Source organism: Polaribacter porphyrae (assembly GCF_002954685.1).
Lineage (GTDB): Bacteria > Bacteroidota > Bacteroidia > Flavobacteriales > Flavobacteriaceae > Polaribacter > Polaribacter porphyrae.
In genome coordinates, this window is sequence record NZ_MSCN01000001.1 from 3,173,788 (window position 1) to 3,194,498 (window position 20,711).

Below are 20,711 nucleotides of genomic sequence, written 5' to 3' on the forward strand. Positions count from 1 at the left end.
GCCAGGTAATAGGGGGAGCCCTTCTAAATTCACTCTGCAACAAAAAGATGAGCTATATGCTCATCTTTTTTTTACTATAATTAATCCGATAATTTATTGTTTTACAATATTTTAAATTTCAAAAATTCTTTATCAACTAATCTGTACCATTACCATTCTGTACCATTACCCTATACTATTTCGCAATTTACGCTACTTCTTATTTCTTAATATATTCTTTACCATCCCATATAAGTTTGTTGTTATTTCTCACTCTGACATAATCTTTATTCATTCTTTTTAAAGTTAAATACTTATAAGTTAAATCAGATATATTTACCTTAAATACATTAGAGTTGTTTGCTTTAACAGTATAGGGCATTGTGTAAACTACTTTAGCCGATAAGTGCCTCAATGGAATATTACATTTAGGGTAAATAGTAATTTCAAACATACTAATCTCATTAACATTACTTATAGAAATAATTTTGTTAGTTGATGTTTTCTCTACAATCTCCCCATCTTGTTTAGTAATACTAATAGAGTACAAAAGCTCTTTAGTACTATTTAAATTTTTATATCCTTTTTCAATTGGATTATCTATAATAAAAGTAATATCTTTTTCATTAGTGTTTTTTTCCTCAACATCTATGTTAAGATAAAAAGTATCTAGTACTTCATTAGTTTTTAAAGATATAAAATTTTGATTTTTAATTAATGACCAATCTCCATAAGCAATAGTATCACAACATTTATACTCTTGGATAGCTAAATGAGTTGGTTCAAAATTATCTACGATAACAAAATTTTTATCTTTAAAATTAAGTGCTATTCTTTTATTTTCTTTTTGAATGTAAGTTCCTTGTATTTTTTCTAATATAAACTTATTTGTATTACAAGAAATAAAAACAAAAATTAAAATTGAAATTAATATACTATTGATTATTTTTTTTTGCATCTCGTTCTCTTTGTCTTTTTAGTTTTTTATTTATCTTCTTTTGCTTTTGCCATCTAACATACCTTGTTCTTAGAGCTGGATAAACATAAACACCGTCTTCATTTTTTAAATGAGCTAAAGTTGTCCAGTTAATATTACCAGAATCGCTAACAGAACCAGGGACAGAACCAGGACTATAAGCCCATTGTGCACCATAAGCTTGAATCTCGTCCTGCATACCATTATTATTAAGTGCAGGTTTTAATAACCCTTTTTTATCAAACATTAAACCACTGCTTGATTTTAGAGATAATGACACGTGTTTTATTTCGTGGATATGAAGAGCACTATTTGGGCCTTGAATATTAATAACACCATCTTTACCTTTTTTTACAAAATTCACTTCACCTCCAGAAACTAAATCGTAAGTATGATTTTGATCTGCGCCTAAAGCATCAACGTCTTTTATAGAACTATCTAATCTACCTTGAGCTATTTTTTTATTAGCAATTCTCTTTTGCTTTCTAGCCCTTTCATCTTTAGACATATTTTTTTGGTTCTTTAACTTTCCTTGAATCCTATTAATACTCCTTTGAATACTAGCTTTTCTAGACCTTATGTTCTTTTTCAATCTATCAGCTTCTGATGGGTCTTTCCATATTAAACCATCTGGGTCAGTAAATTTAATAGGATTATTTTTAACATAATGATATGGACTAAATTGCATTTGATTGATTTCTGCCAAAGGGTCAAGGTTCATCCATCGTCCTAAAGACGCATCGTAATTTCTTGCTCCAAAGTCGTGCCAATCCAGTCCAAGTTCATCTTGTTTTTCTTTTCCTCCGTATCCATATTTGTTCGCCACGGAATTTCCATTCGGTGAAGTTACGTTATTATACCCTTTATGTTTTAAGCCAAAGGGATAGTAGTTACTTTCTTCAATAATATCTAAAGAACTTTTGGTAAAGGTAATATAATCTACGTAGAATTGGGTTTCAGTGGTAAGATTGTTATTGTCTTTGTCTAGATGTATTCTAATATTTTTTGCATTACTACTTGCAGAGTAGTTATACGTATATTCTCCAGTTTGTAAATTATAGTTTAAGCCTTTATAGCCAATATGGTTATTATTAGCATCATATTCAGAAACATAAAAACGCACAACAGATTGTGTATTAGCTTTATCAAATTTAATTTTAAATGTATAATCCTCGCCTCCTGTAATGTTATCATATTCATAACGAATCCCTTCCCATGAAGTCATTACATTTGCCTTTAATCTTCCATTTTCTAAAGTATAGTTTACAGAACCATTTTGAAGCCAACCATCAAAACTATCTTCAAAATCACTGTCAATAATATTTTCGTAACTCTTGGTATTGTCTGTATAAGATAAACGAACATTCCCTAGATGATCTTTATATTGATATACATAATTGTAAACACCATTATCTACTTTTACATAGCCTTCTGGGTGGTTGAAGAATTGCAAAGCACCATTTTCATAAATATAATTTCCAGCATATTCTGTTGTAGTAGAACCAATACCTTGACCTGTAACATACTTTTTTAACTTATTTCCTGTAGCATCATAATGATAATATATTGTTGCTAATTGACTTGGATAAAAACCAATTGTTTTAGGTAAATTTAAATGATTATAAGTTATATTGGATGTAATTCCTTTATTAGCATCCGTTAACATATTTCCATTGGCATCATAGGTGTAATCATTGCCAGAATTTATGCCGTCTTTGAAACCTTCTGATTTATAACTGCTAGGAGCATTATCTTCTACTTTTAATAATTTATTACCATTATCATAGAAATAATCTAAATTATCGATTGAATTATACCCGTAATTTGATTTTCTTTCTAAACCTTCAATATTTCCATTCTTATCATATGTAACACCATGTAAAGAATAATCAAGAAAGCTACCACTTCCATTATTATTGTTTTTATTCCAAGCACTATTTATTCTGTTAAGTGCATCATAATTATAACTGTAACCACGAACAAACGAACTACTATTGGATATATCATTAGCTGTTTTCCATAAGGTCTCGCTGATATTACCATTATATAATTTAGTGGTTAAATTATTTCCATTTGCTATCAATGATAGTTCTGGTTGATTATAATTCAGTTTAAAGCTAAATAGGTCCGCACCAATATTTTCAGTATCGTTAATTTTGGTGAGCCAACCTCTTACATTGTAATTATAATCTACTTTTTGTAATCCGTTTTCGTTGTCTACAATTTTAAAATCTTTGATTATTGCACCATTATGACGCATACTCAAATCACCAATTAATCTACCTGAAGAGTTGCTTGAAGATGTATAAAAGGTAACGTCGTTTTTCTTATAATATATTTGATCTCCAATACGCTCAACTTTGAACCTATCTCCTAAAGAATAGGTTGTTTTTTGTCCTTTGTTAGAGCCAGACTCAATAATATAAACTTCGTCATAAAAACTTATATAAATAGCATAATCAATTGTATTATAATGTGCATTTGCATTAGTACTAGATAATCCAACCTTATAAACTTTGTTAATAGGCCCATCAGCTTTGAATTCGATATAGCCATCACCTTGTATTGCCCCTAATGTTGCTAAACCAGCTTCCCATTCACCTTGACCAGTCTTGATAATTTCATTTCCATTAACAGATATCCCACTAGTCACATCTTTATACCCGCTTTTAGTACCATTTCCAACAATTTTACTATCCAATTGTCCCATATCATCGTAATTGTTTTTTACAATTCGTTCAGAGACTTGGTCATTGATTTGTTGTGATTGACTGATGAGTCTATCCATATGGTCGTATTCAAAACGATCTATGGTTACAATTGTAGAACTTCCTGTCTTTGAGTGGGTAGTTTTAGTTTCTAAAACTTTGCCTGTAAAATCATCTAATTTACTCTCTATTATATCAGTAGTGTTTAGATAATCATTTTTAGAATACACATAAATAGGACGTGCCTTTTCATCATAATAGGTAACCGTTGTTATCCAATCGTCTGTTCCTAAAATTCTAACTTTATTTACAGTTGGTAAACCTTTGGTATTGGAAGTGATATTTGGACTCAAACTATAAACACTTGTTGGGGCTGTAAAACCTGATGGCAAATCTGTATAAATATCATAATAGTTAATGGTGTAAATCTTTTGAATATTTGATCCAGGAAGACCATTTCTAGAATAGTAAATATTAGTACCTGCAACGTTAGCTATACTGCTTAATTCTTCTACATTTTTGTAAAAAGTATTTCTAGCATGTCCGTGAGTTGCTGACAAAGATTGTGAATTTATCCATAGACCAGTATAAACAACTCTTCCTAGTGCGTCATATTTTGTAAATAACCACTCGTTATTTAATCGCTGATTGGCATCTTGGGTAATAATGGGTTGATCCAACCTATTGTAGACAATATACTCCCAACCTTTACCAGGAATTTTCTTTTCCACCAATCGGTTTCTATGGTCATATTTATACTGATATCCTAAATCATTTAGTTTGCTCACTACTGTTGCTAAAGTGCTTGTTTGGGCATCTATTTTGGGAGGTAAGACATAAGTTAAGTTTCCAAAGTTATCATAGACATAGAAAGTATCATGTGCCACAGATGATTGTACAACCCCATTAACTTTTGATTCTCCATAGGTTCTCTTTAAGATTACCTGCCCTTGTTTGTTTTTAAACTCTTCTGTAGTATGGTCTTTTGGATGTGTTTGATTCGCATCCCAATTCTCGTCTTTGGTAATGGTTTTGGTCAGTTCACCTGCAGCATAACTGTTTGCACCTCCCTGTAAGCTTGGTGTATAGGTATAATTTGCATACGTAGTATTAACACTAAATAGTTTAACCTCATTAGCAGCATTGGTATCGTATTCAAACTTTATGGTATGACTATTATTAGAATAGCCTTTCGAAGAATATGATGTAGTGTTGATTTTCCAATCATCACCTGGTGCCCCTTGTTCAAATACTCTATTGAGAGGTGAACTCTCTAATGTTTTTTCAGAATAAGCAGTAACATCTGGTAAATTCACCCCTGCAAAATCTTCTGTATATTTGGTTTGATAGTAGTCTTTGGTAGTGGTAGCAATATCTCCATTTCTAAAGTTACCTCCATTACTAGTGGATGTATAAGGGAGGAATTCTTTGCTTTGTCTACCAAATTCATCGTACTCATAATGAGTCACGATATCTTTAGCACTCAAGGCATTGGGTAAAATGACCTCATCTGTATTTACGATGTCATTAATGGTTAATGAGGTCTCATTAATCTCTTGAAACAAAGGACTCCAAAAGTATTGGCGAACATTTGTATCAGTAGTGTAAAATAAATAACTCCTTATTCTTGTTGTATTGTATGTGGTTGTCCATTTGAACTCTGAACCATCTAGTACCTTTACCCCATTAGTATCATAGACACCACTAACATCAGAATCGCTACCTGTATAGTCTCTAGGGTGTATTATACCAACCATTAGATACCAAGTATCTAACTGTGGTAAATCAATGCCAGATAAAAAATAAGGATTAGAATTATAACTACCATCTAAATTATTCACTACTTCTGTACCATGGTAAGTTTGCCCATCTTGACTACCTGTACGCTTTACCCAAACGCTATATCGATACATTTTGTTAGTATCAACTGTAAAATCATCTGAATTCCAACCCCCATCAGCTCCACTAGTAGCATCTGGTTTACACTCCCACAATAAATCGGTATCACCAAATGGTGTAGTTCCGTTTACAATTTGATTTTCTGAAGTAGTTCCATTCTGGTTGTAAAAATCAGTAGACCCCATATTATTCATCGTCCAATCGTATTGTGCTTCATTTTGTTGACGAACGATGCCCCCACCTTCGACAAGAACACTTTGTTTAGCTCTACCCAAACCATCAAAATAATTGATGCTGATTGAGACCTGTTCTTTGGTAGGTTTAACTATTGAAGTGGTACTTTTTACTTTATAGGTCTTGGTCTTTACATAGTTCTCTGTGGTCGTTTGTCCCGATAATACATTAGGCAATAAAAATAGCACAAGTACAAAACTTGTTGCTAGTGTTCGATATATTCTCTTTTTCATGGTAATTAGTTTTTGTAGTGGTACTCGTTTTCAGTTAGGATGTTTCCATCTTTATCTCTCACATTCTTTAAGCGATTAAAGTTGTCGTAATCATAATAGATGGTTTGTCCTCTTGGATCTGTAATACTCGTAACACCCACCAAAGGATCATAAGTAAAGGTAGTGACTTGAGCATCAGGTAAAGAAGCTCGTAAGTTCTCTAATGCCGCTCTTAAAGCACCTTCATTACCTAAAGCACCAATAGTTCTATCGTTATCATTGTTCGAAACTGTTTTAATCTTTAGAAGAGAATTATAATTTGAGTTGGATAAACCATTTACGGCAGCTTCTACTTCCGAAAAAGTTGCATTCTCTATTTTAGCAATGGGCTGGGTTTGATTATAACCCCATATGTAAACGATATGTGTTCCGTCTTTTTTACTTACTTCGATAGGATTACCCCAACTATCATAATTATGATAAACAATCCTATCTTCTAAAGAATTTGTGCCTTTGGAGGTTTGGATTTTTTCTGGAAGAAATGGCACTAAGCTTGAATATATTGTATTTTGTTCTGATAGCTTTGTACTTCCTTTGTAACTAGCAATTAATGTTGGAAGTATGCGAAAAGTGTTTGCATTATCAATAATTAAATAATTATTCTCTGTTTTCAGTACATCTCCATAACTATCTAATATTTCAGAGCCTGCTAATTGATGATGATTGTCGTAATCGTAGAGATAAGTAGTTTCGGTATCCAAACTACCTGAATTATTGTAAGTTGTCTCTGTAGTTGTTTTAATATTTTGAACTCCTCCTGTTACATAATAAATTCGGTATCTTCCTGCACTGTTAGCAGGTGCGTTAAGAGGCCTTCTATCTCTCATAAAAAAGGGTAGTTTAGAGATTGTTCTTTCAACACGACGATCAACAGGAATATCAATAAAAAAATCAGCTCCAGAAGGGAAGTTAGCATCCATAAAACCTAAATGTTCTGGGTAATTATTATCAAATTCAGACACCATAATATCCCCTCCATAATCATAGGTGTTTTCAATCTGTTTTATTAACTCATAGTTATTATTAGTGTTCTTAAATATTTTGGTTTTTAAGTTTTTACCACGAATCCATTCATTATCATTAGAAGGGTGGTAAGGGAAATTATAATAATCTCCACCACTATCAGGATCATTGGTAAATGAATACTCAGTTTTTCCAATGTTTTCTTCTTTAGACCCAACATATTCTATGACATTTGTGTAACCAATTGTATTAGGCTGAAAACTACCATACCTACTATCTGAACTAAAGTAATGGGTAAGTACTTCAAAACCATTTGAATTGTCTTTATTAATGTATGAAGGTAACCCTACAATTTGTCCTCCAGAATATTCAAATTCTTTGATTGTAGTTCCGTTTTCATCTATAGTTTCTATACTTTTAATTCTCTTGCCACCTGCATACAAACTTTGTAATTCATCATTAACAGTATATTTTAATCTAATAAAAAAATCGTATGCTGGGTTTAAATATAAATCAGGAAATACGCCAGGAAATGTTGGTGCATTTACATTGATGTTTAAATTTACATAATTAGGCTGACCTACAATTGGTGTTCCTATATGCTGTGAATAAAAAGTATAGTTATTACTTGGTGTTAATACAGTTCCGTTTGCATTAAACTCAAATATACAATCTGGTGTTACAGTATCATTTGGATCTCTAAAATGCATACAATCCACTCTTAAAGAAATTTCTACACCTTTGGGAATTGTAATTGATTTTGTCCAATTTCTACCTTGTGTAATATCAAAATCACTTTTTGTGTAAATCGAATCAATAGTATTTTCTGAATTTGGATTGATATTAGGTATTAAAACACTATAGCCATATCCTGGACTAGATCCAATATTATTCTCGTACGTAAACTTAGTTTTTCCACCTGTTGGATATTCGATTTCTTTGAGCAATCCAGCTTCTGATTTATCTTTATGAATTCTTCTATCTGAAGTAAAAGGGAAATAGTCAAAAAGACGTAAAAAAGGACCATTGTCGGCACCATTATAATACCCCCAATAATCTTGAGAACTAGAAAAACGGCTAGGTAATACTGTTGAGTTATAAGTAAAATTATAAGGAGGTAATTTTGTACCCATATCATCCTCTTCTTCAATGGAACTCAAAAACAGTCTTTTTTGTGATTTTGCAAAGATAGTTGAATTGGATCTTATGCTAGGAAGTACATTCGAAGTCTCTGAACTAGTTGTGTAATTGTAATTTAACTTATAAGATTTTACTTGCTTATTATTATAATTATACACGGTAATACGATCTAAACTATGTCCATTGTAATCATCACGAAAATTAGAACTTTGAGTGAATTCAACTTTACCGCTTTTAAAAGTAATAGAATCCAAATGGCTCTCGTAACTTGTAACCTTATTTAGCTTCGTGTAGATTTGATTTATATCATTCATTCCTCCAACACCATTTGTTACTGCACCTGTAGGCACAAGATGATTATCATAAGATTTACTGTAATTTACAAAAGACTGCTGTGTATAATGATAACTGATTACATCTCCATAAGCAGTTTCAATATCCATTAACTTCCAAGAACTATAAACCGTTTCAGTTCCATTTTGATTAGAATCTTGATCTATAAGTGTGTAAAAATAAGTCCATCCATTTGATACCTGACGATCAAGTCCTTCACGAAATCCATCCTTGGAAATACCATAATAATAGATATTTCCATTCTTATCAATAATTTTAAATGAAACTATTTTATTATTACGTTGCCCTCCTGTTCCTTTTTGATAACTAATTTTAACATCATCATAGGTTTTCAATAATGGTTCTTCATCCATATAATTCAGGATAAACTTCCCATTTGTACCACCAGCATTAAAGGAAAACTGATCTGGGTAAAAATCATAACCTGTATCCACTTGTTCTCTTACCTCTACAGCCTGTCTTGCTGAAAGACTACTAGCATAGTTCATAAATTCATTTTTGTTTTCTAAATAACCATACGGAAACCCTGTATCATCTGCTTTTCCACGAATTTGTCTAGAAATACTGCCTCCGTAAATTAGTGACCATCCTGTTCCTGTACTCGGAGCTACATCTGCTACTTGAACCCCTCTTGCATGGTAACTTAAGGATATTGGAATTTGAATACCCTTTTCAGAGATGGTATAAATGGGAATAGAAATATTAGGTATTCCCGTATAATGAGATACTGGAACCTCTATAAATCTAGATAATGCTGATGCTTCTGGTGAAGGAGGTGTAATATTAGGCATCTCTTGAGAAGAAACCACATTAATTACAAAAAATGCAATAGCACTTAAAAATTTTTTTTTCATAGCAAATAAATTTAAATAATAACCAAATTTAAAGAAAATATTAAAATAAATATCCCCATAAATGGTAAAATTTTCTTCTCCCCATTTAGGTAATGTATCAAATTAGCACTTATAAAAATTGAGTTCTAGTTTAAATTGAAAATCAATAAGTTAAACAAATATACCACTCTAAAAAGAGCAGTATCTTATGTGCTTTGAAATATTAAAAATTTGTTAGAACCTGTAAAATATGGGGTTGATATCGCATAGTGTATTAAATTAGCACCTAAAAAATGCTATGAATTGTACAAAGTGTACTTCTTCTAATGTTATTAGAAAAGGTAAACAAAACAACCAACAGAGACATTACTGTAAAAATTGTAATAAGTATTTTCAATCAGATTATACTTATAAAGCATATCAACCAAATACAAACAAACTAGTAGTTAGTTTATTAAAAGAAAGTTGTAGTAATAGAGGTATTTCTAGAGTATTGAACATTTCAAAAAATACAGTTCTATCTAGGATGTTGAAGATTAGTAAACAAATTAAAGTTCCTTACTTCAATAAGTTAGGATGCAAGTTTGAAGTTGATGAGATGTTTATAAAAATTACTAATGGTAAAAAACAGAATTGGTTAATTTATGCAATAGAACAAAAGACGAGAAGTGTTATTGGTTTTAGAATTGGTGGCAGAAATAAAGACAATTTACAAAGTGTAGTTCATAAAGTTTTATTACTAAATCCGAGTAGAATTTATACAGATAAATTGAATATATATCCTAGTATAATTCCAAAAGAAATACACAAACAATTTCAGTATTGCACAAATAGAATCGAGCGAATGAATCTCAATTTAAGAACTCACATAAAAAGATTATCTAGAAAAACAATTTGTTTTACAAGAAATCAAGAATATTTAGAAGCTCATTTGAGAATTTATTTTTGGGGTTGAAATTTTAAAAAAATAGAAGTAATTAGATATTAAGATATTACAGTACTCAATGTAAACATAGGTAAATACATAGCAATTAATACTGTAGCGACAATTGCACCTAAAACTAGTATGATAAAAGGTTCAATAGTAGCCGATATCATTTTAGATTTGTATTCAATCTCTTGATTGTATTGATCTGTCAATCTTTTAAAAATGGTTTCATTTTGATTGGTTTCATCTGCCACTTTAATAAGAGATACCATTTTTTTATCAAAGATTTTACAGTTATTCATACTTTGGTGTAAACTTTTGCCCTGTAAAATATCAGATTCCACTTTTTCTAGTGCAGTTTCTAAAGGATAATAACCAATCATTTTTTTTGTGAGTTGAATTCCATTTAATAAAGGTACTTTAGCACCTGTCAGTAATGTAATTGCTTGGGTAAATTGAGCAATTTTTACTTTTCGAATAAACTCGCCTATTAACGGAAGCTTTAAAACAATTGTTGAAGTATATTTTAGATACCATTCCTTTTTATGAATGAATTGTTTTAATATTATTATTGAGAGTATGAACACAAAAATGCCCCACCAATATTCTTTAAATAGAGTAGAAGCCACCATTATTTTTTTGGTAATCCAAGGGAGTTCTACCTTGTTTTGCTTAAAAATATCTGCAAACATGGGTACTACAAACTGCAACATAAACAAAATGGCTAAAAAAGCTGTACAAAGCACTACTATTGGATAAGATAACGCACTTACAATAATTCTACGTTGTTCGTTTTTACGTTTGTAAAAGAAACCTAATTCTTGAGTTACTTTTTGCAAAGTACCAGTTTGTTCTCCAATTTTTAAAGAGTGATATTCGTATGAAGAAAAGGATTTTTGTTTTTTTATGGCATCAGATAGATTTTTACCATCAATTAACTCATCTACCAATGATTTTAATAGGTTTTTATCCTTTTCTTTTTTTTGTTCTTCAGAAATTAAAACTAATGCATCTTTTAAGGTTAATCCAGCATGTAATAACACTTGCAATTCAGTATAGAAATTCTCCTTTTTTTTATTCGAAAAAGAGTTACCAAAAGTAATTTCCTTCTTTAATAAGGCATCAATATCAAAGGAAGCACTTTGCTTTTTTTGTTTTTCTATATTTTTTAGTTGAAATGGCAATTGGTTGTTGTTTAGAGTTTTTAGTTAATTGTTTTAAATTAAGTCTCAATCATTATTCATATAATAGGATGCATCTTTACTTTGCTGCACAAATAATTGCTTGCTTCCATAATTTTCTGATAAGTTAATTTCTAGTGCATCAATCACTTTATCTTTTACTTGTATTCCATCTAAATATAATTCTTTATTCTGGACCTCAATTTGAAAAGTATCTTGATTCCTTATAATGTAGTTTTCATAAAAGGTATAGGTAATACTATCTCTCGTATTTTTAAGAAGTAATTCATCATTTTTTATATTGTAAAATGCAGTATTAGAATTAAAATCACGATGCAAAAGTGATTCTAACAACAACACTTGCTGTTTTTTTTGGTAGTTCTTTTGAATAGTTACTACCTGTTTGCGAACCATATTTAAAACTGAAAAACCCATAGCAATAACTATACTGGCAACAATTAATACCACTATCATTTCTGCTAATGTAAATGCTTTTAGTTTTTTAGCTTTCATTTGAAGTTACAATTATTTTTTTAGCTCTTGTTTTGTCTCTAATTTCATCTTTTATAGAAAATTCTATAAATTTATTTCCATCAATAATTATTTCTTCTATGGTTATAGTATTGTCATCTTCAGTATAAGATAATGGTGCTTTGAGTTGTTGGTTTTTATATTGATAAATGAGTTTTTCAATTTCGGTATCCATACTTTGAGTATCTTTTTGGAGTGTACTCATCATTACATTGTTTAGTGTTAATAGAGCTATGGCAAATACAAGCAGCAAAATAGAAGTCGCTACAATAACTTCTGTTAATGAAGATGCTTTTATTTTATGAAAAAACGTATTTTTTAATCTACCCATTTTGCAACTTGATTTGAAGATTGGTCGATTTGCAAACCAGTATATTGCTCTGGAAGTTTTGAAATGTTGATTTCACCATCATAAATATGATTTACATAAACACCACCGCTTTTTTTTATAATAAAATTATTGGTATACACTGAACCATAAACTTTTCCTAGCAACTCAATATTTTTGGAGCTATACACCTCACCAACAATAGTAACCCTTTCTGCAATTTGAATTTGTGCATCAAAATTACTTTGAATGTTATCAGATTGATATACTAAAACTCCTTTAACAACTGTATTTTTATGAATTTTAATACTATTTAGTTCTTTAACTTGATTTGTTCTTTGAGATTGAATTTGATGAGTATCCTTATGGATAACTACTAATGCTGAAGGATATTCTAAATGTACATTTTCTTCAACAAGTATCTTTTTGGTTGCAATCGCTTGAAAGTTCCCTTTAGTATTTGATTCTATGGTAATAACAGGAGCTATCAAAATAACATTTTTTAAAGTTGCTGATGCACTCACTATTATTTTGGATTTTGAAACGATGAGTAGTTGCCCAGTTAATCTTGTATTTTGCAAAAAAATTGAGTTATTGTCTTGATATAGTAATCCTTCTTTTGCAAATGATTGATGTAATTTTAATCCTTCCTCTAGTTCAAAATTAGCGTATTCATTACTTTGTATTTGTTGTGAAAATGTTTTGAGGGATTCTAAATTTGTTATTTTTGGTAAATTAGAACTACTTTGTTTTTGTTGCCCGTAAATCAAACGATTCCCATAGTAAGAAACTCCTGAAATATTTCCTGTTTTTACCCCTTGTTTGGGTAGAGATGTATTCCCTACAATTTTTGTCTTCCCTACTAAAACTAGTGAAGTATTATTATCTTTAAGAAACAAAGCATCTCTTTGCTTTTTTTGTGTGCCTAATAATGCTACTTTTTGAAAAAATTCATTCTTTACTGTACTAGTGGCAACACCAATATCAAAAATACCCCAATGCTTTTTTTGAAAAGTAGTATTTGTATGTTCGTTTTCTAAAACTTCAATCGTACTATTTTTATCATAAGGAAACTCTTTAATTTTGATAAAATCAAAAACGGCTATTGTATTACTAATAGCTTCTTTACTAAAATTATGTTTGATAGTTAATCGTTGTTGAAGATAAATCAAAGAAATAAAAGCAAAAATGATAATGGCAATAATTACAGAAATCACCAATACGTATTGTAATGCTCCTGCCTTTATTTTTTTAAAGATATTCATTTATTGCTTTACAATAGTTTTTCGCTGTTTTTGGAATTGAACCACAGCTTCGTTTTTAGTAGCACTAATAAGTTTAACCCCTTGATGTGTCTCTCCTTTTTTTAAAATCTCTTGTTTTCTATTAACGGTTAAAATATAAGACTTGGTTTTATTTCCTTCTACCAAACCATTATATACAACATTTGGAAAAGGAATTATTACTTTAGACTTCGGGTTTACTTTTTTTCTTTTTATTATTTTTTTCTTTTTTGGAAACTTTCCTAAAAAGGGATCTCTATACTCTTCTTTAATTTCATAATGAGTTTGAGTTACTACTTTTTGCTTTTGAAATGTACTTTGAACTTGTGTTAAATTGAGTTCTGGTGTAGGAGGATTTAAACGCGAATAGATTTGATAGCCAATTGCTCCCCAAATGAATAGCACTGCAATAAGTAAAATGTATGTTTTTTGTTGCTTTTTCAAATTTTATCAAAATTAAATTAAAAAAGGATATACTTCATCAAAGGAAGTTACTCCTTTTTTTACAAGCGCTATCATATTGGTTTGTAACGTAGCTATATGATTGTCTTTTAAATATTGATTGATTTCTATTTTTTTATTGGCAATATTTTGGACTAATTCTTCCGTAATCGGAATGATTTCATAAACCGCCTTTCTTCCTTGATAGCCTGTTTGATAACAATTAGGACAACCCACAGCTTCATAATGTGTTTCTATTTCATCTAATATATTTATATGAATTTTATGTTGATGTAGGCCTTTGGTTTCTTTTTTACAAGAGTTACATAATTTACGAACCAAACGTTGTGCAACGCTCACATTTAAAGTACTTGCAATTAAAAAAGGTGGAACACCCATATCTATTAATCTTGATACAGTTGCCCAAGCAGAATTGGTATGTATTGTTGACAATACCAAGTGCCCAGTTAAAGAGGCTCTAATTGCCATATTTGCAGTATCCACGTCTCTAATTTCACCAACCATAATCACATCTGGATCTTGTCGTAAAAAAGTACGTAATGTACTTGCAAAATCTAATCCTATATTTTGTTTCAGTTGCACTTGATTTACACCTTCTAATGTATATTCAATAGGATCTTCTATAGTTAAAATATTCGTTTCGTTTTTATTCAAGAGCTTTAAAGTGGCATACAACGTTGTTGTTTTTCCAGAACCTGTTGGTCCAGAAATCAATACAATACCATTTGGTTTTTGAACTGCTGTTTTGTAAGTGGTTAGTTCATTTTTTGTAAACCCTAAATTCTCTAATAAAACATGTACATTATTTTTAGATAGAATACGTAAGACTAGCTTTTCTCCATGTAAAGTAGGTAAAGAAGATACTCTGATATCAAAATCCTCTTCTTCTGTTGTAAGGTTAATTCTTCCATCTTGTGGCAATCTTTTTTCTGAAATATCCAAACTTGCCATTATTTTTATCCGATTAATAATCTTTGGGTATTCTTCTAAAGAAATGACATAGCGTTCCATTAATTTTCCATCAATTCGTAAACGTATTCTGGCTTGATTTTCAAAAATTTCAAAATGAATATCACTACTCCCAATTTCTTTGGCTTCAAAAATGATGTTTAACAGAAAATCTTCTGAATGGGTTAGTGATTTTTGCTGATTGGTTTTTGTTCTTCTTCTGTAATTGTTCTCCAAATATTTTTGAATAACATTTGAGGCTTCTGGTTCTAATTCAATAGTTTTTCCAAAAACAATACTCAACTCTTGAGATAAAGTTTTTTGGTTTGTAGCATCTGTTTTAAACACCCAAGTATCAGCTGTTTCTTTTACAGGAACAATTCGATATTGATATGCATCTTCACTTGAAATCAATTGTAATAAGTTGGTTGCTATTTCAAACTGATTTTTCATTATAAAGCGTAAATATTTAAAGTAGATGAAAATTTATTCGCTAACAATACCAATGCTAGGAAAAGACTTTGTAAGCCTGCTAGTGGCACTGTTTTAGGCTGAAACCGATACTTGAAAATAAGAAAAACTAACAAGGCAAAAAAAGTAGAAAAGATAAAAACCATTAAAAAAGATAATGTGGGTAAACTTACTGCTAAAACCATAAAAAAGCCTAAATCTCCCATTCCAAAAACATCAAAAATTCGTTGTTTCATTTTAAATTTTGCATACAATCCTAATATTCCAAAAATAAAGGCTATAAATGTAGCATTTATGAATATATTAGATATGAATACAATAGGTTGTTGATTCAAATAATTTATGAAACTACCAAAAATTAAACTTAAAACTAAAGCCCATATCACAACTTTTCTCTCTTTTATATCTTGATAAAAAAGAAATAGTAACACTACTATAAATATGATTTCAATACTTATAATCATCTCTTCTTATTCTCTTTGAGTTCTTTTTTGAATAAAATAATGCCCTATTAATTCATCGCGATTTCTTCTGTAGTTCTTTTTTTTCTCAAACTTTACAGAAACTAATTTACCCAATTGTTGTTTTTCTAACGTGTTCAAAAGTTGTAATAACGCATTGAAAGTGCCTTTAATTTCAAAAGAATATGTTTTTAAAAGAGTGCTATTTTCTTCAATAGTATGAGGCTCACTAAAAGCAATAATATCTATAGGTACTTTAGCTTGAAAAGAATTCAATTTTTGTAATAAGGTTTGTTGAAAAGAATTTTCAATAGAAATTTCTTTAGCTTTTAAAATGGAATCTAAATACTTGTTTTCTTGCTGCAACAAAAAGATACGTTGACTTGCATTTTCTAGTAATTCTTTTTCTTTATACAAACTTTTCGCACTTTTTTTTACATCAATAGTTTTTTGAATGGAAAATACATAGGAAATTATGAAGAGAAGCACAAAACCTATAACCAAAGCGATATTTTTTTGTTTATCGTTCATTGGTATGAATTAAGAATTCAAAATCAGCTGAAACCCTTCTTTTTTTACCTTTTCCATAATTTAAGATAGATACTTCTTCAACCCAATTTTTCTTTTCAATTGCAGATATCCAATTCGAAAATGCTACATCATTTTTTGAGATGCCTTTAACCGAAATTGAATTTTGTTTAAAAAGAAGTGGTTTGTCTTTCTTTTGTATTCCTTCTTTGGGTTGATAAGTAAGTTGATGTAATAAATTACTCTCTGGAAGAGAAGAACCCAATTCATCAATATATTTTGAAATACTTTTATTTGAAGCTGCATTCATACTTTGAACCAGCTGTTTTTTTTGGGTAACTTGTTTTTGAAGTGTATTTAATTGATTTTTAAAATTAAGACTCATTTGTAATTCCCCAGTCAATGTGCCAACTTCATTCCTATAATGACTAAATACAAAAAAGTTAATCAATAAGACCACCAACAGAAATCCTAATCCTGTTCTTAAACCAATATCAAAAAAACGTTTTTGTATGTATTTACCATACAACTCATTTTGAATTGTGCTTGAAACATTTTGTGTATAATACGCAATTATTCCTGCCAATGACAAAACCTCTGTATTTGCAACATCTAAATCATTAACGATATAGTTTTTTTTTAATTCTTTTTCGTTAATAGATACAAGTTCTTTATTCTCATAAGCTACAATAGCATTAGAGGTTGATAATTGATTGTAATCTTGTAGGTTTTGAAGATTTTGTATCACTAGATTTCCAAGAGAAAAATCCACTACGTAAATCCCTGCTTTTTGGTATTCAGAAATAATAGTGTCTATAGTATCTTTTCTTGCAATAGAAACAAAAGAGGTATTAGATTTACTAAAAACCTCGTAATAAAAATCATTAGTGTTGATATTAGGATATGCATTTTTAACTACTCTTTTTTCATCTTCATGAAAAAAATCAATACTTTTAGATAATACTTGTTCATTATTTACTACTAAAAAAACATGCTTTTGTCCTTTTAACTCTTGGATAGTTTTATCTTGAGATTGAAAAGATTTTTTTCTTAAAAGTACTAGTTCTTTCTTTTTTCGTTGCAGTTGTAAAAGAATAAACCTTTTATGTTCAGCATGTTCAATGGCTGTATATGTATTCCCATATTTTAGTAGTTGCCCAATCATTTTAATAAATTATGGTTGGTTTAATTAATACCGATAATTTACTTTTTGTAGCAGTTCTTACACGTTTACTAAACAAGTATTTTATCAAAGGTATTCTAGCTAAAAAAGGGACACCAGAACCTGAATTATTTTTTGAGGTTTCTTCAATACCCCCTAATATGACTACATCTTTATCTTTTACACGAATGGTAGAAGTAAACTCTCTTGAATTCATACCTGGAGGAGCTTGTGGATCTATTCGTTCTCCGTTAAAATCAGATTGAGATACATTGATACTTAAGGTAATATTTCCATCCCCTGAAACCAAAGGTCTAATACCTATAGATAAGTCTGCATCAATGGGAAAATAATTAGTTACATCTGCAATGACAGGATTTTGTGTACCAATCGTATTTCTTTGCGTTACTGCATAAAATGAGCGTTCTCCTCTAGATAAAGTAGCCTGGTGACCATTTAAGGTGGATAATTTTGGTGTAGATCTAATTTTTATATTTCCATTGGACTCCAATGCTTGTATTCGAGCATAAAAGTTAGGCACAACCTTACCCACGTTTAAAGTACCAAAATTATTAAACCCTCCAATAATTTTATTGATACTTGTAGCTCCTAAAGTTAAGTCTGCATTAGGAAAAACTGTTCCTTTATCTGTTGTTGGAGCATCTCCAATACCTAAATCTAAACCAGTAGTAACAGAAGTAGTATTAGATACTTCTATAATCATGACTTCGATTAAAATTACTGGAATAGGTTTGTCAATCGTTTTTAAAAATCGTTTAAAAGCCTCTATCTTTTGGGCGTTCCCATTGACTAGAAAAGCATTTTGTTCAACATCACTTGTGATATCTAAACCTTCTTTAATATTTTGGGGAATCAATTCTAAAATAGCATCTGATTGATTTCTTGTATTTTGAAGGTTCCCTCTTGTATTGGAATTTAAATTTCTATTGTTCTGATTGTTATTGAATCGTTGACTTTGATTATTTTGATTAAATCCAGTATTTCCATTAAAATTTTGACTCCCATTGAAACCAGTATTAAAACCTTGATTTCCAATAAACGATGAATTTCGATTACTCTGAATTGGCGTATTCATAATTTCTATGGAACGATGTAACAATGGAATAGTTTCACTACTAGTTAAAGAAACCTGTTTATCATCACCAAAATAATAGATGTTATTAATTTTTTTATAACTGAATTTTGTGTTTTCTAATATTTTAGTAAGGAGTATATCAAAAGTAATATCTGATGCTTTTACAGTTGCATTCCCTGCCCCTGTTAGTGGGCTACTAGTAAACATATTAATTCCTAAATCAAAACCAATATCATTAACAATAGATGCAATAGATACATTTTCAAAATCAACATCTATAATTTGTTTTAAAGAATCTTGAATTTTAAAATAAAAATTAGAATTACGATAACGTGCAGGTTTTTGCCTTCTTTTGTCTGTAATTCCTTTTTGGTTTGGTGCTGTGGCACTTTCAAATAAATAATAGTTGTCTTTGGTTTTGGTAACTGAAAGATTATTCGCAAACGCTATTTTATCAATGGCACTCTCAAAAGGTTTTTCTTTGATAAATGAAGAGATTTTTTGATTTCCTATTCCAGGGGCAAACACTAAATTTTTACCAGTAATATTTGTAATTTTTTTAAAGGCAACAAATAAAGTGTCATTTTGTAAATCTACAGAGAACAAATCCTTTTCTTTATCATAAATGGCTTTTATATCTCTAGGTATGTATGGTTTATTGTATTTTTTAATACTTAAGATAGAACCTAGACTTTCAATAGTTAAATTGTATTCTTGGCATAGATGTAATAATACATTTTTTACAGTAGCGTTAGAGAAGTTTTGCGAAACTCTAATCTGACTTAAATTTGGTGCAATACTCACATTAAGCTTATGTTCTTTAGCAATTGCTCTTATAAAAACAGGAAGTTCTGTATCGTTTAAACTAAAATCTACTTTCTTGGATAAACCAATAATCGAAGATGATAAACTATCTAGTTTTACTTTTAAATGTTCAATCCTATTTTCTTTTTCTTGACCTAAAAACGAAGTTGAAAAAGAAATTAAAAACAGAAATAAAAGGAGGTTTTTTTTTATCACAATACTGATATTTTATTTAACTGTAAAACTATTTGTTGTGTAATTGGTTTGGTAACCTGAATTACTTGCTTTTACACGCCATTCATAAGAACCTACATCTAATTCTTTTGTAATAATTGAAGATGTGGTTACAGAATCTAGAACAATTTGATTTGCTTGGTTAAAGCTTGGCGATGCTATCTGAATGTTATATTCGCTTGCATCTATAACTTCTTCCCAATTAAATTGAATGCTTCCAGTTACTACTTCAGCATTATTTGTTGGAGCTAGAAGAATAACTTTTGTATCAGAAATATCTTCAATAAAAATTGCTTCACAGCTAATGAATATAAATAGCAATAATATGGGGTAAATTAATCTTTTCATTTTCTTAATAACAATTATAATAAGACCTAAAAATAACAAATAATTATTATTTTAGTACTTTTGATTGAGTTAAATATATGTATTGCTATTTTATGAAAGAAAAAAAGCTTTATTTAAAACAAAAATTAGAAGCCTTTAACATGCAAGAACTTCTTGTAGTTCTTGTTATTATTGGTATCTTAATCTTAATTGCGTTGCCTAACTTAATGCCTATAATCTCTAAAACTAAAGCTTTAGAAGCCCAAAATCATTTGGTACATTTATATGGTTTACAAAGAAATCACTTTTTTATGTATTCTAAATATTCTAAAGATTTAAATGCCATTGATTTCCTATCTGAAAAAACTGTTAAAAATGGAGGTTCTGCAAATTATGAGTATGAAATAATACAAGCAACAAATAATTCTTTTAAGGCGAAAGCCATTGCTGTTACAGATTTTGATGGTGATGGAGTTTTTAATGTTTGGGAGATTGACCAAGATAAGAAGTTAGTGGAGGTGGTTAAGGATTGATGATTCAAATTTGTTATTCTTCATAAATTTTATACAAGTTTAAGTAGATGCAAAATGACTAGACATAATAAAACAT

Annotated in this window: 16 protein-coding genes; 2 read left to right on the plus strand and 14 right to left on the minus strand. The window is 29.9% G+C overall.

The window, feature by feature from the left end; translation table 11 throughout:
• Positions 1 to 199: 199 nt before the first annotated feature.
• From BTO18_RS14300 to BTO18_RS14310, 3 genes are read right to left on the minus strand one after another with little or no spacing between them, the layout of a single operon-like run.
• On the minus strand, positions 200 to 937 hold the full coding sequence (locus BTO18_RS14300; RefSeq protein ID WP_105016878.1) for a hypothetical protein: 738 nt from the start codon (positions 935 to 937) through the stop codon (positions 200 to 202).
• Positions 915 to 6,029, minus strand: coding sequence for a DUF6443 domain-containing protein (locus BTO18_RS14305; RefSeq protein WP_105016879.1), 5,115 nt, complete (start codon positions 6,027 to 6,029; stop codon positions 915 to 917). The genes BTO18_RS14300 and BTO18_RS14305 overlap by 23 nt, the downstream gene beginning before the upstream one ends.
• 5 nt (positions 6,030 to 6,034) lie before the next feature.
• Positions 6,035 to 9,379 carry an RHS repeat domain-containing protein gene (locus BTO18_RS14310; RefSeq protein ID WP_105016880.1) on the minus strand — a complete coding sequence of 1,115 codons (3,345 nt, stop codon included), beginning with the start codon at positions 9,377 to 9,379 and terminating at the stop codon, positions 6,035 to 6,037.
• A gap of 277 nt (positions 9,380 to 9,656) precedes the next feature.
• Here BTO18_RS14310 and BTO18_RS14315 point away from each other — a divergent pair, with 277 nt between their 5' ends.
• Complete coding sequence (locus BTO18_RS14315; RefSeq protein WP_105016881.1) at positions 9,657 to 10,313, plus strand: IS1 family transposase; 657 nt, start codon at positions 9,657 to 9,659, stop codon at positions 10,311 to 10,313.
• A 29-nt stretch (positions 10,314 to 10,342) separates the two neighbouring features.
• Here the strand turns inward: BTO18_RS14315 and BTO18_RS14320 are convergent, their stop codons facing one another.
• Genes BTO18_RS14320 through BTO18_RS14370 form a run of 11 tightly spaced genes read right to left on the minus strand, consistent with a single transcriptional unit; the run spans position 10,343 to position 20,123 of the window.
• Positions 10,343 to 11,470: a type II secretion system F family protein gene (locus BTO18_RS14320; protein WP_105016882.1), complete on the minus strand. Its 1,128-nt coding sequence runs from the start codon at positions 11,468 to 11,470 to the stop codon at positions 10,343 to 10,345.
• A gap of 45 nt (positions 11,471 to 11,515) precedes the next feature.
• Positions 11,516 to 11,980, minus strand: coding sequence for a PulJ/GspJ family protein (locus BTO18_RS14325; RefSeq protein ID WP_105016883.1), 465 nt, complete (start codon positions 11,978 to 11,980; stop codon positions 11,516 to 11,518).
• Positions 11,970 to 12,329 (minus strand): hypothetical protein, encoded by a 360-nt coding sequence (locus tag BTO18_RS14330; protein WP_105016884.1) that lies wholly within the window; start codon positions 12,327 to 12,329, stop codon positions 11,970 to 11,972. The genes BTO18_RS14325 and BTO18_RS14330 overlap by 11 nt, the downstream gene beginning before the upstream one ends.
• The gene (locus BTO18_RS14335; protein WP_105016885.1) at positions 12,317 to 13,591 is read right to left on the minus strand and encodes a hypothetical protein; all 1,275 of its coding nucleotides are present in this window, start codon (positions 13,589 to 13,591) and stop codon (positions 12,317 to 12,319) included. Before BTO18_RS14335 ends, BTO18_RS14330 begins: the two co-directional genes overlap by 13 nt.
• Positions 13,592 to 14,053 carry a hypothetical protein gene (locus BTO18_RS14340; RefSeq protein WP_105016886.1) on the minus strand — a complete coding sequence of 154 codons (462 nt, stop codon included), beginning with the start codon at positions 14,051 to 14,053 and terminating at the stop codon, positions 13,592 to 13,594.
• 12 nt (positions 14,054 to 14,065) lie between these two features.
• Entirely contained in the window at positions 14,066 to 15,472 is a 1,407-nt protein-coding gene (locus BTO18_RS14345) for a GspE/PulE family protein (protein ID WP_105016887.1), read from the minus strand.
• Positions 15,472 to 15,954 (minus strand): prepilin peptidase, encoded by a 483-nt coding sequence (locus tag BTO18_RS14350; RefSeq protein ID WP_105016888.1) that lies wholly within the window; start codon positions 15,952 to 15,954, stop codon positions 15,472 to 15,474. The genes BTO18_RS14345 and BTO18_RS14350 overlap by 1 nt, the downstream gene beginning before the upstream one ends.
• A 6-nt stretch (positions 15,955 to 15,960) precedes the next feature.
• The gene (locus BTO18_RS14355) at positions 15,961 to 16,482 is read right to left on the minus strand and encodes a hypothetical protein (protein ID WP_105016889.1); all 522 of its coding nucleotides are present in this window, start codon (positions 16,480 to 16,482) and stop codon (positions 15,961 to 15,963) included.
• Entirely contained in the window at positions 16,472 to 17,644 is a 1,173-nt protein-coding gene (locus tag BTO18_RS14360; protein WP_105016890.1) for a hypothetical protein, read from the minus strand. The genes BTO18_RS14355 and BTO18_RS14360 overlap by 11 nt, the downstream gene beginning before the upstream one ends.
• A 1-nt stretch (position 17,645) precedes the next feature.
• Complete coding sequence (locus BTO18_RS14365; RefSeq protein ID WP_226789065.1) at positions 17,646 to 19,757, minus strand: type II secretion system protein GspD; 2,112 nt, start codon at positions 19,755 to 19,757, stop codon at positions 17,646 to 17,648.
• A 12-nt stretch (positions 19,758 to 19,769) separates the two neighbouring features.
• Entirely contained in the window at positions 19,770 to 20,123 is a 354-nt protein-coding gene (locus BTO18_RS14370; RefSeq protein ID WP_105016892.1) for a hypothetical protein, read from the minus strand.
• Between the two features lie 92 nt (positions 20,124 to 20,215).
• On the opposite strand from BTO18_RS14370, the gene BTO18_RS14375 reads away from it, so the two are divergent.
• Complete coding sequence (locus tag BTO18_RS14375) at positions 20,216 to 20,635, plus strand: prepilin-type N-terminal cleavage/methylation domain-containing protein (RefSeq protein WP_105016893.1); 420 nt, start codon at positions 20,216 to 20,218, stop codon at positions 20,633 to 20,635.
• The last annotated feature ends 76 nt before the right edge of the window (positions 20,636 to 20,711 follow it).

Excerpts from the sequence above, each read along its gene's own strand:
- BTO18_RS14300 (WP_105016878.1), bottom strand. The coding sequence starts at position 937 with ATGCAAAAAAAAATAATCAATAGTATATTAATTTCAATTTTAATTTTT.
- BTO18_RS14305 (WP_105016879.1), bottom strand. The coding sequence starts at position 6,029 with ATGAAAAAGAGAATATATCGAACACTAGCAACAAGTTTTGTACTTGTG.
- BTO18_RS14310 (WP_105016880.1), bottom strand. The coding sequence starts at position 9,379 with ATGAAAAAAAAATTTTTAAGTGCTATTGCATTTTTTGTAATTAATGTG.
- BTO18_RS14315 (WP_105016881.1), top strand. The coding sequence starts at position 9,657 with ATGAATTGTACAAAGTGTACTTCTTCTAATGTTATTAGAAAAGGTAAA.
- BTO18_RS14325 (WP_105016883.1), bottom strand. The coding sequence starts at position 11,980 with ATGAAAGCTAAAAAACTAAAAGCATTTACATTAGCAGAAATGATAGTG.
- BTO18_RS14330 (WP_105016884.1), bottom strand. The coding sequence starts at position 12,329 with ATGGGTAGATTAAAAAATACGTTTTTTCATAAAATAAAAGCATCTTCA.
- BTO18_RS14335 (WP_105016885.1), bottom strand. The coding sequence starts at position 13,591 with ATGAATATCTTTAAAAAAATAAAGGCAGGAGCATTACAATACGTATTG.
- BTO18_RS14345 (WP_105016887.1), bottom strand. The coding sequence starts at position 15,472 with ATGAAAAATCAGTTTGAAATAGCAACCAACTTATTACAATTGATTTCA.
- BTO18_RS14350 (WP_105016888.1), bottom strand. The coding sequence starts at position 15,954 with ATGATTATAAGTATTGAAATCATATTTATAGTAGTGTTACTATTTCTT.
- BTO18_RS14355 (WP_105016889.1), bottom strand. The coding sequence starts at position 16,482 with ATGAACGATAAACAAAAAAATATCGCTTTGGTTATAGGTTTTGTGCTT.
- BTO18_RS14360 (WP_105016890.1), bottom strand. The coding sequence starts at position 17,644 with ATGATTGGGCAACTACTAAAATATGGGAATACATATACAGCCATTGAA.
- BTO18_RS14370 (WP_105016892.1), bottom strand. The coding sequence starts at position 20,123 with ATGAAAAGATTAATTTACCCCATATTATTGCTATTTATATTCATTAGC.
- BTO18_RS14375 (WP_105016893.1), top strand. The coding sequence starts at position 20,216 with ATGAAAGAAAAAAAGCTTTATTTAAAACAAAAATTAGAAGCCTTTAAC.